Source organism: Achromobacter veterisilvae, assembly GCF_037619525.1.
GTDB classification, from domain to species: domain Bacteria; phylum Pseudomonadota; class Gammaproteobacteria; order Burkholderiales; family Burkholderiaceae_B; genus Achromobacter; species Achromobacter veterisilvae.
This window is the reverse complement of record NZ_CP148753.1, coordinates 2,942,805-2,965,322: the sequence shown is the minus strand read 5'-3', so window position 1 is coordinate 2,965,322 and position 22,518 is coordinate 2,942,805. Positions and strand designations below refer to the sequence as shown.

Genomic DNA, 22,518 nt, shown 5'->3' with positions numbered 1-22,518 from the left:
TTGAGGGGAATTCATTTCAGTTCTCCATAACTGCTGTGCAAGGGACACCATGCTTGGCAGCATCAAGCGCGGCCGCGCGGAGCCGGCTTCGCCGGTCCGCTGCGGCGCCCCCGGGGGGGGAAGCGCGCAGCGCTGCGGGGGGGAGCCCTACCTTAGCAATCCGTCCTTGCGGAACATATCTTTGATGCCTCGCACCGCTTGGCGGGTGCGCTGCTCGTTTTCGATAAGAGCGAAGCGCACGTATTCGTCGCCGTACTCGCCGAAGCCGATCCCGGGGGACACGGCCACTTTCGCATCCGACAGGACGCGCTTGGCAAATTCCAAAGAGCCCATCGCCCTGTAGGGTTCGGGGATCTGCGCCCAGATGTACATGGACGCCTTGGGAATCTCCACATTCCAACCTGCTTCATGCAGGCCGCGCGCGAGCACGTCGCGGCGGCTCTGGTACTGCGCCACGATCTCGTTCACGCAATCCTGCGGGCCGTCCAGGGCGGCGATGGACGCCACCTGGATCGGCGTGAACGTGCCGTAGTCGTGATAACTCTTGATGCGCGCCAGCGCGTTGACCAGCTCGCGGTTGCCGACCATGTAGCCGATGCGCCAGCCCGCCATGTTGTAGCTCTTGCTCATCGTGAAGAACTCGACGGCGACGTCGCGCGCGCCGGGCACCTGCATGATGGACGGGGCCACGTAGCCGTCGAAGGTGATGTCGGCGTAGGCCAGGTCGTGCACGACGAGGATGTCGTGTTCCTTGGCCAGCGCCACCACGCGTTCGAAGAACGACAGGTCCACGCACTGCGCGGTCGGGTTGCTGGGAAAGCCCAGCACCATCATCTTGGGCTTCGGGATGGATTCGCGCACGGCGCGTTCCAGTTCCTCGAAGAAGTCCACGCCCGGCGTCATGCGCACGGAGCGGATGTTGGCGCCGGCGATGACGGCGCCGTAGATGTGGATCGGGTAGCTGGGGTTCGGCACCAGCACGGTGTCGCCGCGGTCCAGCGTGGCCAGCATCAGGTGGGCCAGGCCTTCCTTGGAGCCGATGGTGACGATGGCTTCGGAATCCGGGTCGAACTCGACCGCGTAGCGGCGCTGGTACCAGTCGCAGATCGCCTTGCGCAGGCGCGGGATGCCCTTGGACACCGAATAGCCGTGCGTGGTCGGGCGCGTGGTGGCTTCCACCATCTTGTCGACGATGTGCTTGGGGGTCGCGCCGTCCGGATTGCCCATGGACATGTCGATGATGTCTTCGCCGCGCCTACGCGCCGCCATCTTGAGCTCGCCGGTAATGTTGAAAACGTACGGGGGCAAACGCTCGATGCGGGAGAACTTCCTCATGATGGGAATCCTTAGGGGCGGAAAATGGGCAAAAAAACCAGGGCGCGGTCGCGCGAAGGGGAAAGGGAGCCAAACGGCCGCGCCACCACACGTTTGCAGCGCAGCAAAACCCTGTAATCTAGCGCAAGGACGCCCGGGCGGCAAATGGGCGTAAATCGGGGCCGTTTTCCGCTCCTTTCCGGCAACATGGCGACATGCTGATGCGCTATTATCAGGCACATAAAGCTGGAGTTTTTATTGAAGCTGCATACCGATCCTGCGACGGCCGCCCTGAATACCGTCACCGCCTATGGTGAGGGTTATATCGAGGTCAACCAGGTACGTTTTTCCTCGTCGGTCGCGTTCGGCCCCGAGGGCGAAGTTACCAAATGGCCCGTCGAGTCGCCGGCCGACATCACCCCTACCCTCTTGTTCCAGGCGGCCGGCCTGTCCGAGCCCGTCCGCGACCCCATGGCGTTTCTGGACGAGCCTGAAGCCGCCCCCGGCCGCCCGGCGAATGCGCCCGAAGTGCTGCTGGTCGGAACCGGCGCCCGGCAACAGTTCCTGCGTCCCGATGTGCTGCGCCCCCTGCTGGCGCTGGGCATCGGCGTCGAGATCATGGACACCCACGCCGCCTCCCGCACTTACAACATCCTGATGGCGGAGGGCCGGCGCGTCGTCGTGGCCCTCATCCCCCCCCACCGGAGAATCCCAGCAATGACGCCGACCATAGGCAAGCCCGCCCCGCTGTTCACCGCTGAAAGCACCATAGGCCCGATCAGCCTCGAGCAATGCCAGGGCCGCGCCGTGATCCTGTATTTCTACCCCAAGGACAATACGCCCGGCTGCACCACCGAAAGCCAGGACTTCCGCGACCTGCACGCCGACTTCCTGGCGGCCAGCGCCGTGGTCATCGGCATCTCGCGCGATTCGCTGAAATCGCACGAGAACTTCAAGAACAAATACGAACTTCCTTTCCCTCTCATCTCCGACGCCGACGAAACCGTGTGCAATCTGTTCGGCGTCATCAAGCAGAAGAATATGTACGGCAAGCAGGTGCGCGGCATCGAACGCAGCACTTTCTTGATCGATGCCTATGGCGTGCTGGTGCAGGAGTGGCGCGGGGTGAAGGTCCCGGGCCACGCGAAGGAAGTCCTGCAGGCCGCGAAGAGCATCGGCTAGCCGCAAGCACAGGTAGACCCGTCAGGCGCTATAGCCGGCCCACACTGGAGAGTGACGCATATGCCGCTTCCGAAGTTGCCCACCCGTCCCGCAGCCATCCTGACCTTCCCCTCGGGCGAGCCAGCCCGGGCGCAGGCCCGCAGCACCAAGACCGCCGCTGCGCGGTCCAACTCCCACGCCGCCCTCGCCGAGGACGACGAAGACACGCTGACCGTCCAGCCCGAACTCGAGGGCATGGCCGCCCCGGCCCGCAAGGCGCAGGCGCCCGTTCCCGCCCGCCAGGTGCCGCCGCCCGCGGCGCCGGCCGCGCGCGCGGAACAGCGCCCGGCCAGGCCGGCCGCCGCGCCCGCCAAGCGCGCCAAGCCGCGCGCCCAGAACGAGCCGCGCAAGCTGTTCGTCCTGGATACGAACGTGCTGCTGCACGATCCCAGTTCGCTGTTCCGCTTCGAAGAGCACGACATCTTCCTGCCGATGATGACGCTCGAAGAACTGGACCATCAAAAGAAGGGCATGTCGGAAGTGGCGCGCAACGCGCGCCAGGTCAGCCGTTCGCTGGACGCGTTGGTGCAGGATGCCACGCAGCTCGACGAAGGGCTGGAACTGGCCAAGCTGGGCAACAAGGACGCCACCGGGCGCCTGATGTTCCAGACCACCGCCATCCACAGCACCCTGCCGTCCGACCTGCCCATGGGCAAGGCCGACAACCAGATCCTCGGCGTCGTCCGGGCCCTGCAGGAAAAGTACCCGCAGCGCGAAGTCGTGCTGGTGTCCAAGGACATCAACATGCGCCTGAAGGCGCGCGCGCTGGGCATGGCCGCCGAAGACTACTTCAACGACCACGTCCTCGAAGATTCGGACCTGATGTATTCGGGCGTCATGCAGTTGCCCGAGGACTTCTGGAACAAGCACGGCAAGGACGTCGAATCCTGGCAACAGGGCGGCACCACCTTCTACCGCATCCACGGGCCTTTGTGCTCGCAGTTCGTCGTCAACCAGTTCGTCTACTTCGAAGGCCAGATGCCGCTGTACGCGCAGGTGCGCGAGGTCAGCGGCAAGATGGCGGTGCTGGCCACGCTGCGCGACTATACCCACGGCAAGAACAACGTCTGGGGCATCACCGCGCGCAACCGCGAGCAGAACTTCGCCATGAACCTGCTGATGAACCCGGAGTGCGACTTCGTGTCGCTGCTGGGCCAGGCGGGCACCGGCAAGACGCTGCTGGCGCTGGCCGCCGGCATCACGCAGGTGCTGGAGACCAAGCGCTACACCGAAATCATCATGACCCGCGTCACGGTGCCGGTCGGCGAAGACATCGGTTTCCTGCCCGGCACGGAAGAAGAAAAGATGCTGCCCTGGATGGGCGCGCTGGAAGACAACCTGGACGTGCTGAACATGGGCGATGGCGAAGGCAACGGGGACTGGGGCCGCGCGGCCACCATGGACCTGATCCGCTCGCGCATCAAGGTCAAGTCCCTGAACTTCATGCGCGGCCGCACCTTCCTGAACAAGTACCTGATCATCGACGAGGCGCAGAACCTGACGCCCAAGCAGATGAAGACGCTGGTGACGCGCGCCGGCCCGGGCACCAAGGTGATCTGCCTGGGCAACATCGCCCAGATCGACACGCCCTACCTCACCGAAGGCAGTTCCGGCCTGACCTTCGTGGTCGACCGCTTCAAGGGCTGGCCGCACTCCGGCCACGTCACGCTGCAGCGCGGCGAACGCTCGCGCCTGGCCGACTACGCGGGGGATGTGCTGTAACCCCTTGCCAGAAAAGGAAAAAGCCCCTTGGAGCAATTGCTTCAAGGGGCTTTTTTTATCGCTGGCGACGGTTATTTGTCGGCGGCGTTGGTGATGGCGTTGCCGGCCTTGGACATGTCCTTGCCCATGCCCGCGACGGTGTTGCAACCGGCGAGGACAAAGCCGAACACGACGAAGGCGGTCAGCACGATCTTGCTGCGCATGCTGGCGCTCCTGTAGTGGTGAAACGGTTCCGGCGCGTACTTTAGACGATTTCGACGCGGAGTTCACCCAGGCCTTCGACGCCGCCGGTGATGACGTCGCCCTGCAGCACGGCGCCCACGCCTTCCGGCGTGCCGGTGAAGATGATGTCCCCGGGCTGGAGTTCGAACAGGCCGGACAGGTAGGAAATGCTCTCCGGCACGTTCCACAGCATCTGCGAGATGTCGCTGGACTGCTTGCGCTGGCCGTTCACGTCGAGCCAGATGGCGCCCTTGTCCAGGGTGCCGACGACGCTGCGCGGGTGGATCGGGCCGAGCGGCGCGGACAGGTCGAACGCCTTGCCGATTTCCCAGGGGCGCCCCTGCTTCTTCATTTCGCCCTGGAGGTCGCGGCGGGTCATGTCCAGGCCCAGCGCATAGCCCCACACGCATTCGTTGGCCTTGTCGACCGGAATGTCGCGGCCGCCCTTGCCCAGCACCACGACGAGCTCCATCTCGTAGTGCAGGTTGGAGGTCTTGGGCGGATACGGCATCTTGCCGGTTTCGCCGTCGGCCACGCTCAGCACCGCGTCGGCGGGCTTGCAGAAAAAGAACGGGTCTTCACGGCCGGTGAAGCCCATTTCCTTGGCGTGCTCGGCGTAGTTGCGGCCGACGCAATAGACACGGCGCACCGGGAACAGCGCGGCGCTGCCGGCAACGGGAACCGCGATGGGCGGCTGGGGGGGCAATACGTAGTCCATGTTCACTCAACCTATGACGAATACGTGACCGGAAACCGGAAAAACAAGTTACCCCGGCGCCGCGCCCGCTTGCGTGGACGGGGCTGCCCCCCAAGGAGGCGGTTTCCCCCAGGGGCGGCCCGGCAATGAAAAACCATTCGCGAGTTTATCCCTTTCCGCGCGGCGCGGCGCGGCCCTCGCGCGTTCAGGCGAACGTAGGGATTTCCCCGTCGTACACCACCAGGCGCTCGATGAAGCCGGCCATGTAGGCCTTCATCTCCTGGTGCGCCGGCGACACCTGGTAGCGGTCGTGCGCGGGGCTGTCCGCGAATGCCGCCACCACGGCGTGGGTCAGGCCGTCCGAGCGGCCGGCCTGGTTCGGCCGGAAGGCGTATCCCTTGACCCCGTCGCATTCGGCCAGGATCCGCTGGCAATAGCCCTGGACCCGGTCATGGAACCGCGCGTCGGCGGCTTCGGATAGTTGCAGCATTACGACATGCAAGAACATCAGGATTCCTTTTTCGCGCGGGTTAGGGCCAGCCAGGCGCGCGCGACCAGCCCCATGATGCCGTCGCGGAACAGCAGGACGCAGAGGACGAAAATCGCGCCCTGGACGATGAGCACCCAGGATCCCAGCGGCGCCAGGTAGTTCTGCAGCGACACGAAAGTGAAGGCGCCGGCCAGCGGGCCGAACACCGTGCCGATGCCACCCAGCAGCGCCATCAGCACCACCTCGCCGTTGGCGTGCCAATGCACGTCCGTCAGCGACGCCACGCCGAACACCAGCACCTTCAGGCCGCCGGCCAGCCCCGCCACCGACGCCGACAGGGTGAACGCCATCAGCTTGTAGCGCGAGGTGGAATACCCGAGGGAGCGGGCCCGCTGCTCGTTGTCGCGCACCGAGCGGATCACTTCCCCGAAAGGCGAGTTCAGCACGCGCAGCACGAAGGCATAGCCCAGCGCGAACACCAGCAGCGTGAAGTAGTACATGGGCATCACGCCTTCCAGGTCGAACAGGCCGAACAGCTTGCCGCGCGGCACGCTCTGCAGGCCGTCCTCTCCGCCGGTGAAGCCGGCCTGGACGGCGATGAAGTACACCAGTTGCGACAGCGCCAGCGTGATCATCGCGAAGTAGATGCCCTGGCGCCGGATGGCGATGGCGCCGAACGCCAGGCCCAGCAGGCCGCCCGTCAGCACGCCGGCCAGCAGGCCGAGTTCGGGCGTGGCGCTCAGCAGTTTCATGACGATGCCGGTGGCGTAGGCTGCCGCGCCGAAGAACGCGGCATGGCCGAACGACAGCAGGCCGACGTAGCCCACCAGCAGGTTGAAGGCGGCCGCGAACAGCGCGAAGCACAGCACCTTCATCAGGAAGGTCGGGTAGATGAACCACGGCGCCACCAGCGCCGCGGCCGCCAGCGCCGCCATCGCCACGCGCATGCCGCGGCGGCTCAGTTGGACCGGCTCGCGCGTCGCCTCGGCGGCCAGCACGTTCTGCACCTGCAGGGGCTTGCCGAACAGCCCGGCCGGCTTGCACAGCAGCACCAGCACCATGATGATGAAGATCGCCAGGTTGGCGGCCTCGGGATAGAACACCTTGGTCAGGCCTTCGATGATGCCCAGCCCGAATCCGCTGACGATGGCCCCCATGATGGATCCCATGCCGCCGATCACCACCACCGCGAACACGATCACCACCAGGTTGGAGCCCATCATCGGGCTGACCTGGTAGATGGGCGCGGCGATCACGCCCGCCACCGAGGCCAGGGCCACGCCGAGCGCGTAGGTCAGCGTGATGAGCAGCGGCACGTTGATGCCGAACGAACGCACCACCGTGGGGTTTTCCGTGGCGGCGCGCAACATGGCGCCCACGCGGGTCTTCTCGATCAGCACCCAGACGGCCAGGCACAGCACCAGCGACACGGCCACGGCCCAGCCGCGGTACCAGGGCAGGAACATGAAGCCCAGGTTGATGCCTCCCGTCAGCGCCTTGGGTATGGTGTACGGCAGCCCCGACACGCCGTAGGCCTGGCGCAGGCCGCCTTCGATCAGCAATGCGATGCCGAAGGTCAGCAGCAGGCCGTACAGGTGGTCCATGCGGTAGGTGCGCGAGATCAGCAGGCGCTCGACCACGATGGCGAACGCCGCCATGATGAGCGGCACCAGCACCAGCGCCGCCCAATAGTTCACGCCCAGGTAGTTCAGCAGCATCCAGGCCAGGAACGCGCCCGCGGTGTACTGCGCGCCATGGGCGAAATTGATGATGTTCAACAGGCCGAAGATCACCGCCAGCCCGATCGAGAGCAAGGCGTAGAACGAACCGTTGATCAGGCCGAGCAGCAACTGGCCGAATAGTGCCGTGGACGGCACGCCGAAAATTTCGAACACGTGGATTCTCCCCTCAGACACCCAGGCGGCGCGTGATCCGCTCGGGATCGTTGCGCGCCTCTTCCGCCGACAACTGATCGACCACGCAGCCATGCTCCATGACGTAGTGGCGGTCGGCCACCTTGGTCGCGAACCGGAAGTTCTGCTCGACCAGCACGATGGTGAAGCCCCGCTCCTTCAAGGTGCGGATGGCATGCCCGATCTGCTGCACGATGACGGGCGCCAGGCCCTCGGTGGGTTCGTCCAGCAGGATGAGCTGGGCGCCCGTGCGCAGGATGCGCGCGATCGCCAGCATCTGCTGTTCGCCGCCGGAGAGGTTTCCGCCGGAACTGGCGCTGCGTTCGCGCAGGTTGGGAAAGAGGGTGTAGATCTCGTCCAGCGACATGCCGCCTTCGGCCAGGCGCGGCGGCAGCATCAGGTTTTCGGTCACGCTCAGGCTGCGGAACACGGCACGCTCTTCCGGGCAATACACGACGCCCATCCGCGGAATGCGGTGCGGCGCCATGTTCACGGTCTCCTGCCCGTTCAGCCGGATGGAGCCGCGGCGCTTGTCCAGGATGCCCATGATGGCGCGCAGCGTCGTCGTCTTGCCCGCGCCGTTGCGGCCCAGGATGGTGACGAGTTCGCCGCGGTTCACGTCCAGGTTCACGCCGTGCAGCACGTGCGATTCGCCGTACCAGGCGTTGAGGTCTTTGATCGACAGCATCTCAGTGCGCCTCCTCGTCCGAGCCCATGTAGGCCGTGATGACGCGCTCGTCGCGCGACACGGTGGCGTAGTCCCCCTGCGCCAGCACCGCGCCGCGCGCCAGCACCGTGATCGTGTCGGACAGGTCGGCCACCACCGAGAGGTTGTGCTCGACCATCAGGATGCTGCGGTTGGCCGACGCGCTGCGGATCAGCGCGGCGATGCGCGTCACGTCCTCCTGCCCCAGCCCCGCCATCGGTTCGTCCAGCAGCATGATTTCCGGCTCCAGCGCCAGGGTCATCGCGATTTCCAGCGCGCGCTTGCGGCCATAGGGCAGCAAGGCGGCGGTGGTGTCCGCCAGCGCGGACAGGCCGACCGCGTCCAGCAGTTCCATCGCGCGCCCGTTCAGCCGGTCGATGCTGCGGCGGCTGCGCCAGAAGCGCCAGCCGTCGCCATGCTGGCGCATCAGCGCCACGCGCATGTTCTGCAGCACCGTCAGGCCCAGGAACACCGCCGATATCTGGAACGAACGGACGATGCCCAGCCGCGCGATCTGCTCCGGCGCCAGCGCCGTGATGTCGCGGCCCCGGTAGTGGATGGCGCCCGCGTCCGGCGTGAGGAATTTGGTCAGCAGGTTGAAACAGGTGGTTTTGCCCGCGCCGTTGGGGCCGATCAGGGCGTGGATGGAGCCTTCGCGCAGGGACAGGGACACGTCGTCGACGGCATTGAAGCCGCCGAACCGCTTGACCAGCCCCCGGGCGGACAGGACCGCTTGGGTGTTCATGGCGGCGCTCCTACATGCGGGCCAGCAGGCCGCCGTCGATCGCCAGGACGTGTCCGTTGACGAACGACGCGCCCGGCGACGCCAGATAGACCACGGCCGGCGCGATGTCTTCCGGCGCGGCCCAGCGGCCGGCGGGCACCGCCGTGGACAGGAAGGACTGGAACTGGGGGTTCTCTTGCAGCCCTTGCGTGAAATCGGTGCGCACGAAGCCCGGGGCCAGCGCATTGCAGGTAATGCCGCTGGCGCCGTGCTCCACCGCCAGCGCCCGGGCGAAGGCCGCGATCGCGCCCTTGGCGGTCGCGTAGGCGGCGATGTTCGGCATGGTCGCCTGCCCCGCCACGGACGACATCAGGACGATGCGGCCGAAGCCGCGCTTGCCCATGCCGGGCAGCACGGCCCGCGCGCAATGGAAAGCGCCGTTGACGTGGACGTTCTGCAGCGCCTGCCATTCGGCGGGGCTCATCTCCACCACCGGCTTGCGGTTCTGGTTGCCGGCGTTGCTGACCAGCACGTCGATCGCCAGCCCCGCGTCCTCCAGCCTGGCCACGGCCTCGGCCACCGCGCGGCCGTCGGCCACGTCGAAAGGCGCGCCGTGGGCCTTGATGCCCTCTTGCGCCAGGCGTTCGCAGGCCGCCTCGCAGGCGTCCGCGGAAAGGTCGTTGATCACCACCTGCGCGCCCGCCCGGCCCAGGGCCTGCGCAATGGCGTAGCCCAATCCCCGTGCCGCGCCGGTCACCAGCGCGACGCGCCCCGCCAGACCGAACGTCCGGTCCAGATAGTCGTGTTTCAAGCTTGTCTCCTAGATCTCGTATGCGACCGGATCTCTGGGCCCGGCCTGTGTCGCTTCGCGTTTCCCCTTCGTGAAAACGTAATTGACATAAATCTCAATATACGCGACTATTTGCTAATACTCAATAACAAGATTTTTTCTTGATCTCTTATAAAGAGTTTTGGTTAGGAGACAATCATGGCCCTCGAAACCCCCGGCTGCCCCGCAGCCAACGCGCTGCCGCCCTTGGCCTCGCGCTTCCTGAAAGTCGCCGACCTGCCGTGGAAACCCACGCAGGTCGAAGGCATCGATATGAAGATCCTGATGCAGGACAAGGAGTCCGGCCTGCTCACCGCCCTGTTCCGCTGGCAGCCCGGCACGGAACTGCCGCTGCACGAGCACGTGGAGGTCGAACAGACCTACGTGCTGGAAGGCTCCATCGTCGACGCCGAAGGCGAGGTATGCGCCGGCGACTACGTCTGGCGCCCGCGCGGCAACCAGCACGTGGCGCGCTCGCCCAACGGCGCCCTGGTGCTCAGCTTCTTCCTGAAACCCAACCTGTTCATCGACGCCTACGCCGGCCAGACACTGGAATAAGCCCTTTTTTTGCCGCCAGGCCGCCCTAAGGCAAAAAGCGCCCCTTCGGGGACAGCAAGCCGAAGGCGCGGCGTGGAGGCACTTTTTCGCGCGACCGTCCGGCACAGGCCGGCGCGCAGGAACCGAAGCCCCCGAGGAGACATCCCCCATGAAGACCCGTTTGAAGAACAGCCTTGCCGCCTGCGTGCTGGGCGCCCTGTCCGTGTCCGCCCAGGCGCAAGTGTCGGATGACGTCGTGAAGATCGGCGTGCTGGGCGACCAGTCCGGCATGATGGCCGACCTGTCCGGCAAGTTCGGCGTCGAAGCCGTGAAAATGGCCGTCGAGGATTTCGGCGGCACCGTGCTGGGCAAGCCCATCGAAATCGTTTCGGCCGACCACCAGAACAAGGTGGACATCGGCGTGTCGACCGCCCGCCGCTGGTACGAGAACGACAAGGTCGACCTGATCCTCGACGTGCCCAATTCCGCCATCGCGCTGGCCGTGCAGGACCTCACCCGCCAGATGAAGCGCGTGGTGATCTTCACCAGCGCCGGCTCGGCCGACCTGACCGGCAAGGCCTGCTCGCCCAACGGCATGCACTGGACCTACGACACCTATGCCTATGCCACCGGCGTGGCCAATGGCGTCATGGAGGACGGCGGCAAGAGCTGGTACTTCATCACCTCCGACTATGCGTTCGGCCATTCGCTGGAGCGCGACGCGATGGCGGTGGTGAAGTCCAAGGGCGGACAAGTGGTGGGCAGCGTGCGCCACCCCATCGCCAGCGCCGACTTTTCTTCCTTCCTGCTGCAGGCGCAGGCTTCCAAGGCCCAGGTCATCGGCCTGGCCAACGGCAGCGGCGACACCATCAACAGCATCAAGCAGGCGTTCGAGTTCGGCATCATGGGCAGCAAGCAGCGCGTGGCGGCGCTCTTCATGAGCATCGTGGACGTGCGCAGCGTGGGCCTGGAGTACGCGCAGGGCCTGAACCTGGTGGAACCTTTCTACTGGGACCAGGACGACAAGGCCCGGCAATGGTCCGAGCGCTATTTCAAGCGCACCGGCCGCATGCCCTCGATGGTGCAGGCCAGCAACTACAGCGCCACCATGCACTACCTGAACGCCATCAAGGCGGCCGGCACCGACGGCTCCGAGGCGGTCCTGAAGAAAATGCATGACACCCCCATCAACGACTTCATGACCGAGAACGGGCGGATCCGCGAAGACGGCCGCGTCATGCGCGACCTCTATCTGTTCCAGGTCAAGAAGCCGTCGGAATCCAAGCGCGACTGGGACTACTACAATCTGGTCCGCAAGATTCCCGCCGAACAGGCGTTCCGTCCGCTGAAGGACGGCGGCTGCCCGCTGGTGAAGCCGTGATGGACGGCGCGCCTGGACTGCTGGCCGGCAAGCGCGCCATTGTCACGGGGGGCGCCAACCCCCGGGGCATCGGCGCCGCCGTCGCGGAATTGTTCATCGCCCAGGGCGCGGCCGTCGCCGTGCTGGACCGGGCCTATCCCGAAGGCGCCGCCGCGGCGCTCGCGGCGGGCCGGGTCGAGCTGCATTGCGACGTGTCGAGCGCGGCATCCTGCAAGGCGGCGATCGAGCGGGCGAAGGCCGCGCTCGGCGGGATCGACGTGCTGGTCAACAATGCCGGCATCGTCGCGGCCACCCGCATCTGGGACCTGCCCGAAGACGAGTTCCGCCGCATGGTCGAGGTGAACCTGACGGGCACCTACAACATTACCCACGCGGCGCTGCCGGCCCTGCTGGACAGCCCGCGGCGCCCCGCCATCGTCAACCTGGGCTCCACCGCCGCGCTGCGCGGCGGCGGCCTGCTGGGCGGGTCGCACTATGCGGCCTCCAAGGGCGGCGTCATCAGTTTCACCAAGGCGCTGGCCCGCGAACTGGGCCCGCGCGGCATCCGGGCCAACTGCGTGGCGCCGGGCATCATCGAAACCGATATGACGCTGGGCAAATTCGGCGAAAATTGGGAACAAGAACTCAAACAGGGCATTCCGCTGCAACGTTTCGGCTCGCCCGCCGAAGTCGCCCAGGCCATTCTTTTCCTGGCCTCGGACCTGTCCTCCTATTCAACCGGCATCGTGGTCGACGTCAATGGCGGCTTCCACATTCACTAGGCGCGCCATCCCGCAATGAGCACTCCAGACCGCATGTTGTCCATTCTCGACCTCTTTCGCGACGACACCACCGCCGCGTTCCAGGAAGACGTCATGGCGCATCTGGAGTGTTCGCGCGCCACGGCGTACCGCTACCTGAAGTCGCTGACCGAAAGCGGCCTGCTGGCGCCCACCGCGGGCGGCGCCTACGTGCTGGGATCGCGCATCATCGAACTGGACCGCCACCTGCGCCAGCACGATCCCCTGATGCGCGCGGCGCGCGGCGTCATGCGCGCCACCGGCGACGAGCTGCACGCCAACCTGATGCTGTGCAGCTACTACGGCGACAAGGTCATGTGCGTGGACCGCTACTGGACGGACGATTCCATCGAGTCCAGCTATGCCCGCGGCCGTCCCTACACCATGTTCCACGGGGCCACGGCCAAGCCCATCCTGGCCAACCTGCCCCCCTACCAGCTACGCAATCTGATGCTCTGGCACAGCGCGGAAATCCGCGAAGCCGGACTGGGCGAAGACTGGGACGAATTCCGCGCCAACCTGAAGCGCCTGCGCAACGCGGGCGTATATGTATCGCACGGCGAGATCGATCCCGGCCTGATCGGGATAGGCTCGGCGATCTTCAGCCCCGAGCAGAAGGTGGTCGGCAGCCTGGTGTTCATCGCCGCCGAGGCGCGCACCTCGGCCGAGCGGCTGGAAATCCTGCGGGCGCGCATCCAGGTCGCGGCCGCGGAGGTTTCGCTGAATTTGCAGGCCCCGCAAAGCAACGGCGCGGCGGCGATCGGCATCATGCCGTCGCGGCCGCGCCGCCTGAAAGCGCCGGCCGGCACAGCGCCGGCTCGACAAAAGAAATAGCCTGATCAGCCCTTGGCGTAGCGCTCGGCGCTGCGGACGATTTCCTCGTGCGCGGCGTCCAGGCCCTTCCAGCCCTTGACCTTGACCCACTTGCCCTTTTCCAGGTCTTTGTAGTGTTCGAAGAAATGCTGGATGCGGGCGATGTCTTCCGCCGGCAGGTCTTCGTAGGACTTGATGTTGCGGTACGGGGGGTACAGCTTTTCGATCGGCACGGCCAGCAGCTTGGCGTCGCCGCCCGACTCGTCGTCCATTTCCAGCACGCCGATGGCGCGGCAGCGCACGACCGCGCCGATCTGGATCGGGAACGGCGTCAGCACCAGCACGTCGGCGGGGTCGCCGTCTTCGGACAGGGTTTGCGGGATGTAGCCGTAGTTGCACGGGTAGTGCATGGCCGTCAGCATGAAGCGGTCAACGAAAATCGCGCCCGAGTCCTTGTCGACCTCGTACTTCACCGGGTCGGCGTTCATGGGGATTTCGATGATGACGTTGAAGTCTTCCGGCAGCTTCTTGCCAGGGGAGACGCGATCGAGACTCATGATTCAACCTTGTTGTTTGTCTGAAGGAATATTCAAATCGAGCCGTCGTCCTTGAACGGCGGCTTGGTCGCCGGCACGGGCGCGGCGGCCGGCGCGGGCTTGGGCCCGGCGGGCGGAGCCGGCGCGTACGTGGGCACCGGCTCGTCGAAAGCCGCCGCCGGGATCGGGGCGCTGTCGAAGTACTCGTCGATATCGGCGGTGCTGCCGCCGGCCAGCGGCGCATCCTCGGGCGCGAGCGCGCGTTCGCGCTGCTCTTTGCTGACGCGCGCGTCCGGGTCCAGCACGTAGTCGGAGGCGGACGCCGCCACGGCCGGCGGCAGCGCCGGATAATCGCCGCCGACGTCGGTATCGCTGTCGGTGTCGGACAGGCCCACCGCATAGCCGCCTTCGGCATCCACGCGGTAGGGATCCGAACCGGTGTCCGCGGCCGGCAGCGCGGCGTCCGACGCCAGGACCGGCAGCGCCATGCTGGCCGCCGTCGCAAGGCGCCAGTGGCGCACGGCGTCGGCGGGACGGTCCAGGCGGTCGTACAGGCTGCCCAGCAAGGCATGCGTCTGCGCGTCGCTGCGGCGGCTGAGGGCGCGCAGCAGATAGCGTTCGGCCTGGCCCCACAACTGCCCGTTCAGGCACAGCATGCCCAGCGCGGTGAGGAGGTCGGGGTCGGTGGGACGCTGCTGCAGCCAGGTCTCGGCGCGGGCCAGCCGGCGCGACACCTGATCGGCCTCGCAGCGCGCATAGGCCGCCACCAGGGCCGGGTTGAACTTCACGGCGATCGCGGCTTCGAGCACACGCGCCGCCTCGTTGGCTTCGCCGGCGGCCTCGAAGGCCGCGGCGCCGGCCAGCGCGATTTCGGGCAGGAGCCGCTCTTCGGCCTTCAGGTCCTTCCAGATGGCGCGCCAGGCCTCGCCGCCGGCGGCGCGCAGGCGCGCCGCGCCCGAGGCGTCGACCAGATGGTCGGCTTCGGCGCGGGCCAGGGCATTGCGGCGCACGAGGCCGCGGGCCAGCGTGAAGACCTGTTCGTCGTGGTGCAGCGCGGTGTGCGCGCGCAACAGCAGGCGCATCGTATGCAGATGGCGCGCGCCGCCGTCGGCCAGGGGTTCCAGCACCGTCAGCGCGCGCTCGGCGCGGCCCTGGTCCAGGAGCATGTCGGCGGAGACGGTGGCGGTGGCCTCGACCAGGCCGGGATCGGCGCCCGCCTGTTCCTGCGCCATCGCCAGCAGGCGGTCGCGGCGGTCGAACTCGCCCAGGCCGTGCGCGGCGCGGGCGGCGGACAGCGCCGCCAGCACGCGGCGGGTCTGGACCTTGGTCTGCTCGAGCAGCTTGGTCAGATCCTTTTCGGCGGTGGTGTAGCGGCCTTCTAGCAGGCCGATCCAGCCGCGCTCCAGCAATTCATGATCGCGCGCCTGCGCGCGCTTGCCGCGCCAGGCCCGCACGCGGTCGGGGATGGCCAGCAGCCATGCCAGCAGGCGCAAGCCCACGTACAGCACGATGAAGGCGGCCACGATCAGCAGGACGGCCAGCGTCAGCGACATCCCGATGCGCCACGGCCAGACCAGCAACAGCACGTTGCCGGAATGCGTGCGCAGCACCACCGCCAGGGCGACGGCGACAACGGCCAGCAGCAGAGTCCAGAACCAGGTACGCATAGGCCTCAGTCCTGCTCGCTAGTCTTGAAACCCGCCGCCCGCAGCGCGGCCACGGCAGCCAGGCTGTCGGCCACGTCCGGCAGGCGCACGGCGATGTCGGTCTGGGCCAGTTCGTGCGCCAGCCCCTGGGCGGCGACAGTGTCGGGGGAGCGGCTGTCGTAGTACTTGGCCAAGGTCGTGCCGACGTTGTCGAGTTCGCTCTTCCAGACCGCGGACTGGCGCATCAGCATGGCCAGTTGGGCAGTCAGCAGGCGCTGGCGCAGCGCGCCGCGCACCAGATCGGCCTGTTCGGGCGACAGCAGCAGGGCCGCGGGCTCGTCCACGCGCTGGATCGTGATCAGGCCGCCCAGTTCGTGCGCCAGGGCGGAACCGGCGCGGCCGGGCCACGAGGCCATCTCGGCGCGCCAGCGCTGCCACCAGGGCGCGTCGGCGGGCAGGCCGGCCTGCGGGTCGACCGCGGGCGCGGGAGCGGCGGGCCGGGTCTCGCCGGCGGGCGTGACGCCCGGGGCGGCGGCGTCGGGCACCAGCAGCGGCGCCTTGCCGACCAGCGCCACGAGGCGCTCGATGCGGGCCGATTGGGCGGGGATGTCCACCGTGGACACCGCGCGCAGGCGGTCCAGGTCGCCGTTGATGGATTGCTGCAGGCTGGAGAAGCGCGGCCGGTCGGCGCGCGCCAGGCGCGATTGCGCGGTTTCGAGGGCCACGATGGCGTTGGAGACGTTGCCCGCCAGGCGCAGTTGCTGGCTGGCGATGGTCAGCAGGCGTTCGACGTCGTTGGCCAGCAGTTCGTCGCTGGCGCTGTCGTTGAAGTTCTGCCAGGCCAGTTGCAGCGCGTTGTACTGGCTTTGCGTTTCGCGCACGGTGTCTTCGAGCTCGGCCACCCGGCCGGCCTGCGCCTGCGCCAGGGCCAGGGCTTCGCGCGTGTCCTTGCGGGCCTGCGCCACGTCGGAGGCCAGCGTGTCGAGCCGCGAGGCGACCTCGCGGCCGGCGGACACGAACTGCGTGCGCTGCTTCCACAGGGCGTAGCCCAGGCCGACAGCCAGCAGGACGACGATGATCAGGGCGGTGACCAGGGGGCCACTGCCGCGTTTGGCCGGACGGGCCTTGACGGGGTCGGCCGGGGCCGATGCGGGCGCGCTTGCGCCCGGAACGGCCGTCGGAACGACCGGATCGGTAGCGGGAGTCTTGTCTGTCATGACGCGATTGTATTCGGTGTCGGTCCGAAGCAACGAATCAAGCAGCAACAAAGGCCTGGAATATCGACTCGTCGTTGGGCAAGCAGATTTTTACCATTGCGGGGGCGCCGGCGTCATGACGGACCGCCGGCACGCGCCGCGCCAGGGAGGGATGCGTCAGCACGAAGCCGCACTGCTCCCACCAGGCCGCCAGGCCGGCCTCGTCCAGGCGGGCCCGCACCGCGTCCGCGCCCTCCCCGCTGGTGATCAGCCAGGTGGCGCGCAGCCCGGCGCCGGCCCACTGCCGCAGCAGGGCCACCTGGCCGGCGTCCCAGTCGGCGGGACGGCGCAGATAGGCCGCATGGCGCGTCACGGCCGCGCCGTGCGCCTCGAGCTTGTCGCCCAGCCAGTCCCTGCCCTGCGTGCCGCGCACCAGCAGCACGCGGGCCGGCAGGCGGGGCAGCCCCCGCAGCACGTCCCACAGGGCCTCGGAATCGTGGCTGGGCGCGCTTTCGGGAGGATGCAGAACTGTTGTATTCGCGCCAAAACAGGGGGATTCGCGCAGCGCCTGGGCGCTGGCGGGACCCACGGTGGCGGCGATGACGCCCGCGGGCCAGGCGAACGGGCCGTCCGCCTGGACGCACTGGTCCAGGTATTGCCGGGCCGCGTTGCCGCTGACGAATACGACCATGTCGTAGTCGGCCGGACGGGGCAGCGCCTGCGCCGCGGCCGGCAGCGCCTGGATTTCCAGGGCGGGCAGGATGCAGGGGAGCCAGCCGGCGGCGCGCAGGCGGGCGGCAAGCGCCTCGTTGCGCCCTTCCGGCCGCGTCAGGACGGCGACTCGCGGCGATTCGGCGGCTACGGACGCCATGGCCATCAGTCCGGCCGGGCGTCGTCTTGCAGCAGTTCGCGGAGGATGGCCTGCGCGCCCGCGTCCAGCAGTTCCTGGGCCGCGGCTTCGCCGATGGCCTGCGCATCGGCCACCGGACCGCTGCGCGCGGCATGGACCATGCGCGCGCCATCGGGCGACGCCACCAGCGCGCGCAGCGACAAGGTGCCCGCCGCGATCTCGGCATACGCCGCCAGGGGCACCTGGCAGGAGCCGCCCAGCTTGCGGGACACGGCGCGCTCGGCCACGACACAGGACGTGGTGTCCGCGCTGGCCAGCGGCGCCAGCCAGGCGCGCACGTCGCCGCGGTCTTCGCGGATCTCGATGCCCAGGGCGCCCTGCCCGGCGGCGGGCAGGCTGTCGGCCGGATCGAGCAGGCTGCGGATGCGCGAGCCCAGGCCCAGGCGCTCCAGGCCGGCGGCGGCGAGCACGATGGCGTCGTATTCGCCCTTGTCCAGCTTGCCCAGGCGCGTGTCGAGGTTGCCGCGCAGGGGCTTGACCGCCAATTCCGGGTAGCGCGCGCGGATCTGGGATTCGCGGCGCAGGCTGGACGTGCCGACCACCGCCCCGGCGGGCAGGTCGGCCAGCGTATCGTAGCGATTGGAGACGAAGGCATCGCGCGGATCCGCGCGGTCGAGGACGGCGCAGAGTTCGAACGGGGCCTGCAGATCCACCGGCACGTCCTTCAGGGAGTGGACGGCGAGATCGGCGCGCCCGTCGAGCAGCGCGTTTTCGAGTTCCTTGACGAACAATCCCTTGCCGCCCACCTTGGACAGCGTGCGGTCGAGGATCTGGTCGCCCCGGGTCGTCAGAGTAAGGAGTTCAACCGCGCACGCCGGGTACAGCGTGCGCAGCCGGTCGCGCACATGCTCGGCTTGCCACAGGGCAAGCCGGCTGGCGCGGGTCGCGATGACCAGGCGTTGCGGTAGGGACACGAGGCGTCATCAAACGAAGTTGGAGACGATGACCGTCGCGACGACACCGAGGATGGCCAGCACGAACAGGCCCTGGAGCAGGCTCAGGCCCGATTCGGATTGCTGGGGATCGGCGGATCTACGCAGACTCATGTGCTGATTCCTTGGAGGTGGTTTTGCGGCTTGCCAGCCACCGTCCAACGACAACAACGAGCAAGGCGCCAATGATTTCTGCGCCGATTTTAACCGCAGTCGGCTGAACGCCGAATTGACGTTCGACAATAACGTCGGTGACCAGCATGCCGCCGGCGATCCAGCCGAGCAGCGCCGCGCCGAAGGTGACGACCAGCGGATAGCGGTCGATCAGCTTGAGGACCAGGGTGCTGCCCCAGATGATGATCGGCACGCTGACGATCAGGCCGAAGGCGACCAGGCCGATCTGGTGGTCGGCGTGGGCGTTCTGGGCCGCGCCGGCAATGGCGATCACGTTGTCCAGGCTCATCACGAAGTCGGCGATGATGATGGTCTTGATGGCGGCGACGATGGACGTGCCGCCCTTCACGTTGCCATGCGCGTCGTCTTCGGGAATCAGGAGCTTGATGCCGATCCAGAGCAGCAGCGCGCCGCCCACGACCTTCAGGAACGGGATCGACAGGAGCGTCAGGGCGAAGGCGATCAGCACGACGCGCAGGATGATGGCGCCCGCGGTGCCCCACAGGATGCCCTGCATGCGCTGCTTGGGCGCCAAGTTGCGACAAGCCAGGGCGATCACGACCGCGTTGTCGCCGCCGAGCAGGATATCGATGAGGATGATCTGGAATACCGCTGCCCAACTCAGCGTCTGGAAAAACTCAAGCACTATGAACCCCCGGAGAACATTATGAAAAGAATGGCCGGTCCCGAGCCGGCCAGCCCGCCGCGCAGGGCGCGGCGGGGTCATTCAGTACAACGTATTAGTATAATTCAGCTTTCAGTCAGCTTTCTGGCGCATCAGCAAAACTTTGCCGATGGCCAGGACCAGCACCGCGCCCAGCGCGCCCGTCATCAGCGCGAAACTGTGCTGCGTCACGCCCAGGGCCGCGTCGATGCGCGCCACCGGTTCCTGCAAGGCCGGGTCGCCCACCAGCAGTTCGCCGGCGATGAAACCCAGCAGCGCCGCGCCCACCCAGACGATGACCGGGAAGCGCTCGATGACCTTCAACAGCAGCGTGCTGCCGAAAATGACCAGCGGAATACTGATGGCCAGGCCCAGTACCAGCAAGGTCGTGTCGCCCATCGCGGCGGCGGCGACAGCCACCACGTTGTCCAGGCTCATGACCAGGTCGGCGATCATGATCGTGCGGATTGCCGTCAACAGATTGCCCTGCGTCTTGCCCGCGCCGCCTTCCTCGCCTTCCGGCAACAGCAGCGTCACGCCGATGTAGACCAGGAGCAGCGCGCCGATGAGCTTGAGCCACGGCAGCAACAGCAGCTTGGCGGCGACGAGCGTCAGCACGATACGCATGATGATCGCGGCGGCGGAGCCGATCACGATCGCTTTCTTCTGTTGGGCCGGGGGCAGCGAACGCGCTGCCAGCGCAATGACCACGGCGTTGTCGCCCGATAGCAGGATGTTGACCCAAATGATCTGGAGCAACGCTATCCAGAATGCCGCTGAACTAAGTTCCATGCCTCTCTTTCCTAGGTGTGATCCCCCTAGGACGAACCAAATGAATGGGTGAATAAGATGAAAACGTACTGACCGTCTTGGTGCGAGCCCGACGGCATTCTTGCTGGGTACGCGATGGATTTGCTGTCATTATAGTTTCGTTCAGCTTTCCGTATGGTTTCCAGGCCGCGACATGGACACGGGATTACCCTAGGATTGCCAAAAAAAAAGCCCGCCGAAGCGGGCTTTTCCTTGCGCGAAACCGAGGATTACAGCACCGACTTGAGCAGCTTGCCCATTTCGGAGGGGTTGCGCGTGGTGCGGATGCCGCAGGCTTCCATGACTTCCAGCTTGGCGTCGGCCGTGTCGGCGCCGCCCGAGATCAACGCGCCGGCGTGGCCCATGCGCTTTCCGGGAGGGGCGGTGACGCCGGCGATGAAGCCGACGACCGGCTTCTTCATGTTGTCCTTCGCCCATTGCGCGGCGTTGACTTCGTCCGGGCCGCCGATTTCGCCGATCATGATGACGGCGTCGGTGTCGGGATCGTCATTGAACATCTTCAGCACGTCGACGTGCTTCAGGCCGTTGATGGGATCGCCGCCGATGCCCACGGCGCTGGATTGACCCAGGCCCAGCTCGGTGACCTGCGCCACGGCTTCGTACGTCAGGGTGCCGGAGCGGCTGACGATGCCGATGCGGCCCTTGCGGTGGATGTGGCCGGGCATGATGCCGATCTTGATTTCGTCGGGGGTGATCAGGCCGGGGCAGTTCGGGCCCAGCAGCAGGGTCTTGCTGCCCTTGGCCTTCATGCGGTTCTTGACTTCCAGCATGTCGCGGACCGGGATGCCTTCGGTGATGCAGATCACCAGATCCAGTTCGGCCTCGACGGCTTCCCAGATGGCGGCGGCGGCGCCCGCGGGCGGCACGTAGATGACCGACACGGTCGCGCCGGTGTCGGCCTTGGCGTCTTTCACCGAAGCGAAAATCGGCACGCCTTCGAAGTCTTCACCCGCCTTCTTGGGGTTCACGCCGGCCACGAAGGCAGCTTTACCATTGGCGTACTCACGGCACATGCGGGTGTGGAACTGGCCCGTCTTGCCCGTGATGCCCTGGGTGATGACTTTGGTGTCCTTGTTGATCAGAATCGACATTTGTGAATCCTTGGAATTTTTACTTGACGGCTGCTACGACGCGGGTGGCGGCTTCGGCCATCGTGTCGGCGCTGATGATCGGCAGACCCGAGTCGGCCAGCATCTTCTTGCCGAGTTCTTCGTTGGTGCCCTTCATGCGGACGACCAGCGGCACGTTCAGGTTGACGGCCTTGCAAGCAGCGATCACGCCTTCGGCGATGACGTCGCAGCGCATGATGCCGCCGAAGATGTTGACCAGGATGGCCTTCACGCTCTTGTTGCCGAGCATGATCTTGAAGGCTTCCGTGACCTTCTCGGCCGTGGCGCCGCCGCCGACGTCCAGGAAGTTGGCCGGCTCGCCGCCGAACAGCTTGATGGTGTCCATGGTGGCCATGGCCAGGCCGGCGCCGTTCACCAGGCAGCCGATGTTGCCGTCGAGCTGGATGTAGGCCAGGTCGAACTTGCTGGCTTCGATTTCAGCCGGATCTTCTTCGTCCAGGTCGCGGTAGGCGACGATTTCCGGATGGCGGAACAGGGCGTTGGAGTCGAAGTTGAACTTGGCGTCCAGGGCGATGATGTTGCCCTTGCTGTCGCGGTTCAGCGGGTTGATTTCGACCAGCGAGGCGTCGGTGTCCATGTAGCACTTGTAGAGCTTCTGGAACACGTCCACGGCCTGGGCGGTGGAATCGGCGGGCAGGCCGATCGCGTTGGCGATCTTGGTGGCCTGCTCGGCCGACAGGCCGGTCAGCGGATCGATGTATTCGGTGATGATCTTTTCGGGCGTGGAGTGGGCCACTTCCTCGATGTCCATGCCGCCTTCGCTGGAGGCGATGAAGGCGACCTTCTGGGTGGCGCGGTCGGTGACCAGCGACACGTAGTATTCCTTCTGGATGTCGGCGCCGTCTTCGATGTACAGGCGGCGGACCTTCTGGCCTTCCGGACCGGTCTGGTGCGTGACCAGTTGCATGCCCAGGATCTCGGAGGCCAGCTTGCGCACGTCGTCGATCGAGCGGGCCAGCTTCACGCCGCCGCCCTTGCCGCGGCCGCCCGCGTGGATCTGCGCCTTAACGACCCAGACCGGTCCACCCAGCTTTTCAGCGGCAGCCACGGCCTCGTCGACGGAAAGAGCGGGAATCCCGCGCGGCACGGGGACGCCAAATTGCTTCAGCAGTTCCTTGCCTTGATACTCGTGGATTTTCATGTGTTACCTG

Annotated in this window: 24 protein-coding genes and 1 pseudogene; 7 read left to right on the top strand and 18 right to left on the bottom strand. The window is 66.7% G+C overall.

Annotated elements, in window-relative coordinates:
* Positions 1-147 precede the first annotated feature (147 nt).
* The gene (alaC, locus tag WHX56_RS13700; protein WP_043544338.1) at positions 148-1,335 is read right to left on the bottom strand and encodes an alanine transaminase; all 1,188 of its coding nucleotides are present in this window, start codon (positions 1,333-1,335) and stop codon (positions 148-150) included.
* A gap of 237 nt (positions 1,336-1,572) precedes the next feature.
* Between alaC and WHX56_RS13695 the strand changes: the two are divergent.
* The 3 genes and pseudogenes from WHX56_RS13695 to WHX56_RS13685 form a co-directional block, all read left to right on the top strand.
* A pseudogene (locus WHX56_RS13695) lies at positions 1,573-2,010 on the top strand (Mth938-like domain-containing protein); the annotation flags it as partial.
* A 21-nt stretch (positions 2,011-2,031) separates the two neighbouring features.
* On the top strand, positions 2,032-2,496 hold the full coding sequence (locus tag WHX56_RS13690; protein WP_129245135.1) for a peroxiredoxin: 465 nt from the start codon (positions 2,032-2,034) through the stop codon (positions 2,494-2,496).
* A gap of 60 nt (positions 2,497-2,556) precedes the next feature.
* A complete protein-coding gene (locus WHX56_RS13685; protein ID WP_338881467.1) occupies positions 2,557-4,257 on the top strand; it encodes a PhoH family protein in 1,701 nt (566 codons plus the stop codon).
* A 71-nt stretch (positions 4,258-4,328) separates the two neighbouring features.
* Here WHX56_RS13685 and WHX56_RS13680 read toward each other — a convergent pair whose 3' ends face one another.
* From WHX56_RS13680 to WHX56_RS13650, 7 genes are all read right to left on the bottom strand, one after another.
* Positions 4,329-4,460, bottom strand: a complete 132-nt coding sequence (locus tag WHX56_RS13680; protein ID WP_042792660.1) for an entericidin A/B family lipoprotein — start codon at positions 4,458-4,460, stop codon at positions 4,329-4,331.
* A 41-nt stretch (positions 4,461-4,501) separates the two neighbouring features.
* The gene (locus WHX56_RS13675) at positions 4,502-5,197 is read right to left on the bottom strand and encodes a fumarylacetoacetate hydrolase family protein (RefSeq protein WP_129242802.1); all 696 of its coding nucleotides are present in this window, start codon (positions 5,195-5,197) and stop codon (positions 4,502-4,504) included.
* A 184-nt stretch (positions 5,198-5,381) separates the two neighbouring features.
* Complete coding sequence (locus WHX56_RS13670; protein ID WP_129242800.1) at positions 5,382-5,684, bottom strand: Dabb family protein; 303 nt, start codon at positions 5,682-5,684, stop codon at positions 5,382-5,384.
* A complete protein-coding gene (locus WHX56_RS13665) occupies positions 5,684-7,561 on the bottom strand; it encodes an ABC transporter permease (RefSeq protein ID WP_338881466.1) in 1,878 nt (625 codons plus the stop codon). The genes WHX56_RS13670 and WHX56_RS13665 overlap by 1 nt, the downstream gene beginning before the upstream one ends.
* A gap of 13 nt (positions 7,562-7,574) precedes the next feature.
* On the bottom strand, positions 7,575-8,267 hold the full coding sequence (locus tag WHX56_RS13660; protein ID WP_338881465.1) for an ABC transporter ATP-binding protein: 693 nt from the start codon (positions 8,265-8,267) through the stop codon (positions 7,575-7,577).
* Position 8,268: 1 nt separating this feature from the next.
* Positions 8,269-9,030: an ABC transporter ATP-binding protein gene (locus WHX56_RS13655; RefSeq protein ID WP_129242795.1), complete on the bottom strand. Its 762-nt coding sequence runs from the start codon at positions 9,028-9,030 to the stop codon at positions 8,269-8,271.
* A 10-nt stretch (positions 9,031-9,040) separates the two neighbouring features.
* Positions 9,041-9,820 carry an SDR family NAD(P)-dependent oxidoreductase gene (locus WHX56_RS13650; RefSeq protein ID WP_287754757.1) on the bottom strand — a complete coding sequence of 260 codons (780 nt, stop codon included), beginning with the start codon at positions 9,818-9,820 and terminating at the stop codon, positions 9,041-9,043.
* A gap of 177 nt (positions 9,821-9,997) precedes the next feature.
* Here WHX56_RS13650 and WHX56_RS13645 point away from each other — a divergent pair, with 177 nt between their 5' ends.
* The 4 genes from WHX56_RS13645 to WHX56_RS13630 all read left to right on the top strand — a co-directional run bounded on the left by WHX56_RS13645 (position 9,998) and on the right by WHX56_RS13630 (position 13,369).
* A complete protein-coding gene (locus tag WHX56_RS13645; protein WP_129242790.1) occupies positions 9,998-10,396 on the top strand; it encodes a cupin domain-containing protein in 399 nt (132 codons plus the stop codon).
* Positions 10,397-10,544: 148 nt separating this feature from the next.
* The gene (locus WHX56_RS13640) at positions 10,545-11,756 is read left to right on the top strand and encodes an ABC transporter substrate-binding protein (RefSeq protein WP_129242788.1); all 1,212 of its coding nucleotides are present in this window, start codon (positions 10,545-10,547) and stop codon (positions 11,754-11,756) included.
* Positions 11,756-12,517 (top strand): SDR family NAD(P)-dependent oxidoreductase, encoded by a 762-nt coding sequence (locus WHX56_RS13635; RefSeq protein ID WP_129242786.1) that lies wholly within the window; start codon positions 11,756-11,758, stop codon positions 12,515-12,517. The genes WHX56_RS13640 and WHX56_RS13635 overlap by 1 nt, the downstream gene beginning before the upstream one ends.
* 15 nt (positions 12,518-12,532) lie before the next feature.
* Positions 12,533-13,369 carry an IclR family transcriptional regulator gene (locus tag WHX56_RS13630; RefSeq protein WP_129242784.1) on the top strand — a complete coding sequence of 279 codons (837 nt, stop codon included), beginning with the start codon at positions 12,533-12,535 and terminating at the stop codon, positions 13,367-13,369.
* 5 nt (positions 13,370-13,374) lie between these two features.
* Here WHX56_RS13630 and ppa read toward each other — a convergent pair whose 3' ends face one another.
* The 10 genes from ppa to sucC form a co-directional block, all read right to left on the bottom strand.
* A complete protein-coding gene (ppa, locus tag WHX56_RS13625; protein WP_129242782.1) occupies positions 13,375-13,905 on the bottom strand; it encodes an inorganic diphosphatase in 531 nt (176 codons plus the stop codon).
* A 32-nt stretch (positions 13,906-13,937) separates the two neighbouring features.
* Positions 13,938-15,551 (bottom strand): heme biosynthesis HemY N-terminal domain-containing protein, encoded by a 1,614-nt coding sequence (locus WHX56_RS13620; RefSeq protein WP_129242780.1) that lies wholly within the window; start codon positions 15,549-15,551, stop codon positions 13,938-13,940.
* Between the two features lie 5 nt (positions 15,552-15,556).
* Positions 15,557-16,747: a uroporphyrinogen-III C-methyltransferase gene (locus WHX56_RS13615; protein ID WP_338881464.1), complete on the bottom strand. Its 1,191-nt coding sequence runs from the start codon at positions 16,745-16,747 to the stop codon at positions 15,557-15,559.
* Between the two features lie 37 nt (positions 16,748-16,784).
* On the bottom strand, positions 16,785-17,603 hold the full coding sequence (locus WHX56_RS13610) for a uroporphyrinogen-III synthase (protein ID WP_338881463.1): 819 nt from the start codon (positions 17,601-17,603) through the stop codon (positions 16,785-16,787).
* Positions 17,603-18,550 carry a hydroxymethylbilane synthase gene (hemC, locus tag WHX56_RS13605; RefSeq protein ID WP_287752964.1) on the bottom strand — a complete coding sequence of 316 codons (948 nt, stop codon included), beginning with the start codon at positions 18,548-18,550 and terminating at the stop codon, positions 17,603-17,605. Before hemC ends, WHX56_RS13610 begins: the two co-directional genes overlap by 1 nt.
* 9 nt (positions 18,551-18,559) lie before the next feature.
* Positions 18,560-18,682 (bottom strand): hypothetical protein, encoded by a 123-nt coding sequence (locus tag WHX56_RS13600; protein ID WP_020924500.1) that lies wholly within the window; start codon positions 18,680-18,682, stop codon positions 18,560-18,562.
* A complete protein-coding gene (locus WHX56_RS13595) occupies positions 18,669-19,388 on the bottom strand; it encodes a TerC family protein (RefSeq protein ID WP_129242772.1) in 720 nt (239 codons plus the stop codon). The genes WHX56_RS13600 and WHX56_RS13595 overlap by 14 nt, the downstream gene beginning before the upstream one ends.
* A 111-nt stretch (positions 19,389-19,499) precedes the next feature.
* Positions 19,500-20,198, bottom strand: coding sequence for a TerC family protein (locus WHX56_RS13590; protein WP_129242770.1), 699 nt, complete (start codon positions 20,196-20,198; stop codon positions 19,500-19,502).
* 248 nt (positions 20,199-20,446) lie between these two features.
* Positions 20,447-21,328, bottom strand: a complete 882-nt coding sequence (gene sucD / locus WHX56_RS13585) for a succinate--CoA ligase subunit alpha (RefSeq protein WP_006388410.1) — start codon at positions 21,326-21,328, stop codon at positions 20,447-20,449.
* Between the two features lie 19 nt (positions 21,329-21,347).
* Positions 21,348-22,508, bottom strand: coding sequence for an ADP-forming succinate--CoA ligase subunit beta (gene sucC / locus WHX56_RS13580; protein WP_129242768.1), 1,161 nt, complete (start codon positions 22,506-22,508; stop codon positions 21,348-21,350).
* Positions 22,509-22,518 lie beyond the last annotated feature (10 nt).

Coding starts and splice junctions, on each gene's coding strand:
- alaC (WP_043544338.1), bottom strand. CDS start 1,335: ATGAGGAAGTTCTCCCGCATCGAGCGTTTGCCCCCGTACGTTTTCAAC.
- WHX56_RS13690 (WP_129245135.1), top strand. CDS start 2,032: ATGACGCCGACCATAGGCAAGCCCGCCCCGCTGTTCACCGCTGAAAGC.
- WHX56_RS13685 (WP_338881467.1), top strand. CDS start 2,557: ATGCCGCTTCCGAAGTTGCCCACCCGTCCCGCAGCCATCCTGACCTTC.
- WHX56_RS13680 (WP_042792660.1), bottom strand. CDS start 4,460: ATGCGCAGCAAGATCGTGCTGACCGCCTTCGTCGTGTTCGGCTTTGTC.
- WHX56_RS13675 (WP_129242802.1), bottom strand. CDS start 5,197: ATGGACTACGTATTGCCCCCCCAGCCGCCCATCGCGGTTCCCGTTGCC.
- WHX56_RS13670 (WP_129242800.1), bottom strand. CDS start 5,684: ATGTTCTTGCATGTCGTAATGCTGCAACTATCCGAAGCCGCCGACGCG.
- WHX56_RS13660 (WP_338881465.1), bottom strand. CDS start 8,267: ATGCTGTCGATCAAAGACCTCAACGCCTGGTACGGCGAATCGCACGTG.
- WHX56_RS13655 (WP_129242795.1), bottom strand. CDS start 9,030: ATGAACACCCAAGCGGTCCTGTCCGCCCGGGGGCTGGTCAAGCGGTTC.
- WHX56_RS13645 (WP_129242790.1), top strand. CDS start 9,998: ATGGCCCTCGAAACCCCCGGCTGCCCCGCAGCCAACGCGCTGCCGCCC.
- WHX56_RS13640 (WP_129242788.1), top strand. CDS start 10,545: ATGAAGACCCGTTTGAAGAACAGCCTTGCCGCCTGCGTGCTGGGCGCC.
- WHX56_RS13635 (WP_129242786.1), top strand. CDS start 11,756: ATGGACGGCGCGCCTGGACTGCTGGCCGGCAAGCGCGCCATTGTCACG.
- WHX56_RS13630 (WP_129242784.1), top strand. CDS start 12,533: ATGAGCACTCCAGACCGCATGTTGTCCATTCTCGACCTCTTTCGCGAC.
- ppa (WP_129242782.1), bottom strand. CDS start 13,905: ATGAGTCTCGATCGCGTCTCCCCTGGCAAGAAGCTGCCGGAAGACTTC.
- WHX56_RS13620 (WP_129242780.1), bottom strand. CDS start 15,551: ATGCGTACCTGGTTCTGGACTCTGCTGCTGGCCGTTGTCGCCGTCGCC.
- WHX56_RS13615 (WP_338881464.1), bottom strand. CDS start 16,747: ATGACAGACAAGACTCCCGCTACCGATCCGGTCGTTCCGACGGCCGTT.
- WHX56_RS13610 (WP_338881463.1), bottom strand. CDS start 17,603: ATGGCCATGGCGTCCGTAGCCGCCGAATCGCCGCGAGTCGCCGTCCTG.
- WHX56_RS13600 (WP_020924500.1), bottom strand. CDS start 18,682: ATGAGTCTGCGTAGATCCGCCGATCCCCAGCAATCCGAATCGGGCCTG.
- WHX56_RS13590 (WP_129242770.1), bottom strand. CDS start 20,198: ATGGAACTTAGTTCAGCGGCATTCTGGATAGCGTTGCTCCAGATCATT.
- sucD (WP_006388410.1), bottom strand. CDS start 21,328: ATGTCGATTCTGATCAACAAGGACACCAAAGTCATCACCCAGGGCATC.
- sucC (WP_129242768.1), bottom strand. CDS start 22,508: ATGAAAATCCACGAGTATCAAGGCAAGGAACTGCTGAAGCAATTTGGC.